Raw genomic sequence first — 4,608 nt, 5'->3', positions numbered from 1 at the left:
TCCACGATCGGAGTGGACAATGCAGCCAGCCACATCGCCGCGCCGTGCCACCGCACTGTGCAGGGCCGTGGTCGCCAACCGGGACTTCATCCGCGAGTCGATCGAGTAGCCCACGATCCGGTTGGAGAACACGTCCTTGATCGCACAGAGGTACAGCTTTCCCTCGCCGGTGCGATGTTCGGTGATGTCGCTGAGCCACAACTGGTTTGGTGCATCGGCGGTGAAGCTCCGCTCAACAAGGTCGTCGTGCACCGGCGGCCCGGGCTTACCGTTTTTGCCACGCTTCTTGCCGAATACGCTCCACCACCGGTTGTCGGTGCAGATCCGCCAGGCGGTGCGCTCGGCCATCGGCTCACCGGCATCCCGGGCCTCTTCGACCAGGTAGCGGTAGCCGAACTCTGGATCCTCGTGGTGGGCGTCGAACAGGGCGTTGGCGCGGTAGGCCTCGACGATCTCCGCCTCGGTCACGGGGTTGGCCCGCCAGCGGTAATAGGGCTGTCGGGCGAGCTTGAGTACCCGGCACGTCACCGCGACGGGAATTCCGTCGGCGGCGAGCTCGTTCACGAGCGGGTAGATCCTTTTCCCGGCAGGTTGGCCTGCGACAGATAGGCCGCGGCCCGGCGCAAAACTTCATTTTCCTGCTCCAACAACCGATTACGGCGTCGCAGGTCCCGTAACTCCGCAGAGTCGCTGGTGGTCTTGCCGGGCTTGGCTCCCTCGTCGATATCGGCTTGTCGCATCCACTTCCACAGGGTCATCGGATGCACCCCGAAGTCGGCGGCGATCTGTTCGACCGTCACACCGTCCTCGCGGTTGCGGGCGACCCGCACGACGTCGTCGCGGAACTCTTGGGGATAGGGCCTGGGCACACTGACATCCTCTCAGCCCACCCCTCCGGGCAAGCCAACTCAGATGTCACCTATTCGTGCAGCAGACCCCCCTGCCCTGACTGTTTGTAGGCGGCGAATCTGCTGCGGCCCACCAACAGCCAGCCTCAGGTGAGGAAGACTTCAGAGTGAGCAGGCTGCAGGCGGCGGGTCCGGTCCAGGCGGTGTAAGGCCACAGCTGCAACGATTCCGACGAGAATCAGTCCTGCCCATGCCAGTTCGCCCAGGCCCATTTGTCGTGCGGAACCCATGACGGCGCCGGTGGCCAGATTACCGACGAGGATTCCGACCCCGATGATGGTGTTGTATAGGCCGTAGTGGGTGGCGACCAGTCGGCCGCCCAGCGAGACCACAATGTCCATCTCGAACGGGAAGATTGCCGCCGAGCCGATGGCCAGCAGGCCCGCAGACATCAGAAGCGCCGCGATCGCCGGAGGAGCGCCGAAGGGTTCGCGGTCTGGGACGACGATCAAGGGCAGGAACGACGCTGCCATTATGGTCAGGCCGACGGCCAAACTGCGTCTGGTTCCCCACCTCTCGGCGAACCAGCGGGTGATGCGCAGTTGTCCACCGACCGCGGTAAGCCCTGAAACGGCGAAAAGCGCTGCGACTAACAATGAATGAGAGCGTGGCGCCAGCATCGATGCCTGCAACGGCAGTGCGAGATTGATTTGAAAAGAGAGCACGTAGGAGCCGGTCATCGCCGCGGCGAACAACAGGAAAGAGCGGTTACCGACGACGACCCGCCAATCTTGCAATATCGAGGTCTTCTCGGGCGCTGGGTCGGCGCGGTGGCGTGGCAATGCCAGTAGTTGCACCACTGTGAGCACGGCGAAGACTACCGCCGCGCCGGCCGCGGTGACTCGAAAGTCAATGGCCATCAAGGCAAGTCCAACAAGTGGGCCAAGCAAGATGCCGGCATGATTGAAAATGTTGAACATCGCGAAAGCGTCGACACGGCGGACGCCGACGTCGGCGGCCAGATACGCGCGGATCGCTGGGTTGAACAATGCACCGGCGAAACCGGTGGCTGCCGCGGCGATCAACACGGTGGGCAAGGACTGAGCCGCCACCAGTAGCGCGAACCCGGCGGTGCGCAGTAGACATCCGGACACGATCAGCCACTTGTAGCCCACCCGGTCGGCCAGCGTACCCCCCACGATGAACATGCCCAGCTCAGAGAAATCCCGGGTACCCAGGACCAGCCCGACAGCCCACGCCGCCAGCCCGAGCGGGCCGGCGAGGTAGCCGGCCAGATAGGGCATCAGCATGTAGAAACCGACGTTGATGCCGAACTGATTGATCAGCAGAATCCGGCTGGGCTTGTCGAACCCGCGGAACCGCTTCACAAAACCCGCCACGGCCGCACCCTATACGTCAACTCCGGCTATCCAACGCAAGCGCCGGTCAGACTGCTTGCGGCAAATCCTTGCGGAATCGGCGCAACAGCAGCGCTGCCGTCGCGGCGAAGCCGGTGCTAGCCCGATCCACACTCCGGCCCCGTGCAATTGTGCGGGGAACGCCAGCAGCAGCATGGCGGGTAGCCCAACCAACCAATACCCGACCGTGGTTGCTCGCAATCCGGCTTTGGTGTTGCCGATGCCCCGCAGCAGTCCCACGGCGATGTTTTGGGTGAAGTCCACGATTTGCTGGATTATCGCGAAGCAGAGGAAGAATTTGGCGATCATAATAGTTGCCGCATCGGCGGGATCTAAAAATGGCCGTAATACCCAGTATGGCGCTACCACGTAGAGCAGTCCGAGTGTCACCGTGCTAATTACCCCAAGGAGTAGCGCGACGACCGCTATCTGCTCGGCCTGCCCTTTATCCCCTTTGCCGGTCGCACGGCTGATGAGGATGGATGATCCATGGGATAAGCCGATGCTGATTTGGAAGGCGATGCGAGTCAATTGAGTCACCACATTGTGCGCAGCCAGCACGATAGGGCCGAAAATTCCCATCACCACGGCGGCCAGCGACGTGATTCCGGCCTCTGAGCCGTACGTCAAAGAAATTGGCACCCCCAACCGCAGAATCTGGCGTGCCATTTCAGCGTCGGCATTCCAGCCGTCGATCGACAGTAGCGGGGCGAGGTGATTGTCACGGCGCAGGATGAAGTAGAACGCGGCAACGGTGAGTACCTGCACCAGCGTCGTTGCCAGCCCGATGCCCGCCAAGCCCAGCCGGGGGATGCCCAGCAGACCATAGATGAACACCAAGTCCAGCGCCGCGTTCAGTGCGATGGAGGCGATGCTGACCGCCAACAGGGGACCCGGGCGGCGCATACCGACGGAGAACTGCCGCAAGACATTCAGCCACACCATCGGGACCAGCCCTGGGGCTAAGGCGATCATCATGGGTCGCGCGAGGGTCAGCACGTCTTTGTCCACCCCGAAGACTGGCAAGACATAGCCTAAGGCGATCAGCGCGGCACCGAGAAGGACAGCCGCCATCGTGGCCACAAAGAAGGCCGATCGGTTGATCTGGCGGATCTCCGTGTGCGCCTTGGTGTCTGGGCGGTCGCTTCCTGAACGTGCCTCGCCCTGAGCGGCTGCAGTGGCGACCAGGTTTCCCACCGCGGTCACTACACCGACGCACATGGTGCGCATCAGGTTGTACAGGATCGCGGCTAGCCCGCCGGCGGCGATGGCTTGCACTCCGATCAGTCCCATCATGGCCAAATCGGTGGTGGTCAACGCAACTTGGGCGAATTGCACACCCGCGATGGGGGCCGCCAAAGCGGTGAGCTGTCGGCCGGTGTGCATCAGCGCAGCAAGCCGCACCCGGTGGTTTTCACCCACGGGCGCCTGGCTCACCAGCGATCACCGTTGTGGTCGGGTCGCCAGCGAAGCCGGCCCTCGTCGTCACGGGTCACCTCGAGTTTCGGCGGCAAGGGGAGTCCATGGAACTCGGATTCGTTCTTGTCCATCTGGTAGCCGGCCGTGTTGGGGTAGATCAGCAGGTCACCATAACGTGGCTGCCGCGGTAGCTTCACTTTTCGCCAGGTCAGCATGTCATAGTCCAGGCAGCTAGCCCCGCCGACGCAACATCGGACCGGGCCTGCCGGCTGGAGCTCGTCCGAGGCTTCTTGCGGCCACAGCGTCGGGTCCGGGAGGAACTCGCTGGATTTCCACTGCTCCGACAAGCTCATGCTCAGCCCGAGAACGGTGATGATCCCGTAGTCGCCGCGCCGCTTGAATCCCTGCACGGGAAAAACGGTGAACCCTGCGCCGTCGAGCAACGCGCGGCCGGGCTCGAGCAGCAGCTTGGTTCCCGTCGTGGCGAACCGGTCGCTGACGGTGCCGCCGCCGCAAGTGGTTTCGCTGGCGAGGATCGCGGCCAGCATGTCGGCCCCGGTCGGCGCCTGATGATAGGGGTAGAAGTGGGTGAACGTCTTGCCGGCGTGAAAGTCGCTTTCGGTGCTGTCGCGCAAAAACCGGTCCCACGTCTTGGCGTCGAGGTAGCTCACCGCGAATCCGCCACCGATAGAAATGGACGTCGCCGCCAGCCCTTGCGCTCGTGCCTCCATGAGACGGTCAACGAGCTGGGCTGCCAGCTGCGCCCGTGGCGCGACCTCGTATCCGTTGAGGTGAAACGAGAATCCTTCCATTGACACGCGCGACCGTTGCTGGGCGCATTGCTGTAGCGCGGCATCCAATTCAGTGGGGCCCAAACCAAATCTGCTGTGCGGGTTCACCTCCGGAAGCACGCGTAACAGGAT

Annotated in this window: 3 protein-coding genes and 1 pseudogene; all 4 read right to left on the bottom strand. The window is 63.1% G+C overall.

The genetic code is table 11. The features are described from left to right. A pseudogene (locus tag HMPREF0591_RS34140) lies at positions 1-869 on the bottom strand (IS3 family transposase); the annotation flags it as partial. A 125-nt stretch (positions 870-994) separates the two neighbouring features. Next, positions 995-2,248, bottom strand: coding sequence for an MFS transporter (locus tag HMPREF0591_RS25815; protein ID WP_007171677.1), 1,254 nt, complete (start codon positions 2,246-2,248; stop codon positions 995-997). Between the two features lie 9 nt (positions 2,249-2,257). After that, positions 2,258-3,688 carry an MATE family efflux transporter gene (locus HMPREF0591_RS25810; protein ID WP_007171676.1) on the bottom strand — a complete coding sequence of 477 codons (1,431 nt, stop codon included), beginning with the start codon at positions 3,686-3,688 and terminating at the stop codon, positions 2,258-2,260. A gap of 11 nt (positions 3,689-3,699) precedes the next feature. Next, on the bottom strand, positions 3,700-4,608 hold a 909-nt coding region (locus HMPREF0591_RS25805; protein ID WP_007171675.1), incomplete at its 5' end, for a type III PLP-dependent enzyme domain-containing protein.

This window comes from Mycobacterium parascrofulaceum ATCC BAA-614 (assembly GCF_000164135.1).
GTDB classification, from domain to species: Bacteria; Actinomycetota; Actinomycetes; order Mycobacteriales; family Mycobacteriaceae; genus Mycobacterium; species Mycobacterium parascrofulaceum.
Note: the sequence above shows the minus strand (reverse complement) of the source record. Positions and strands in the feature narration are given on the sequence as shown.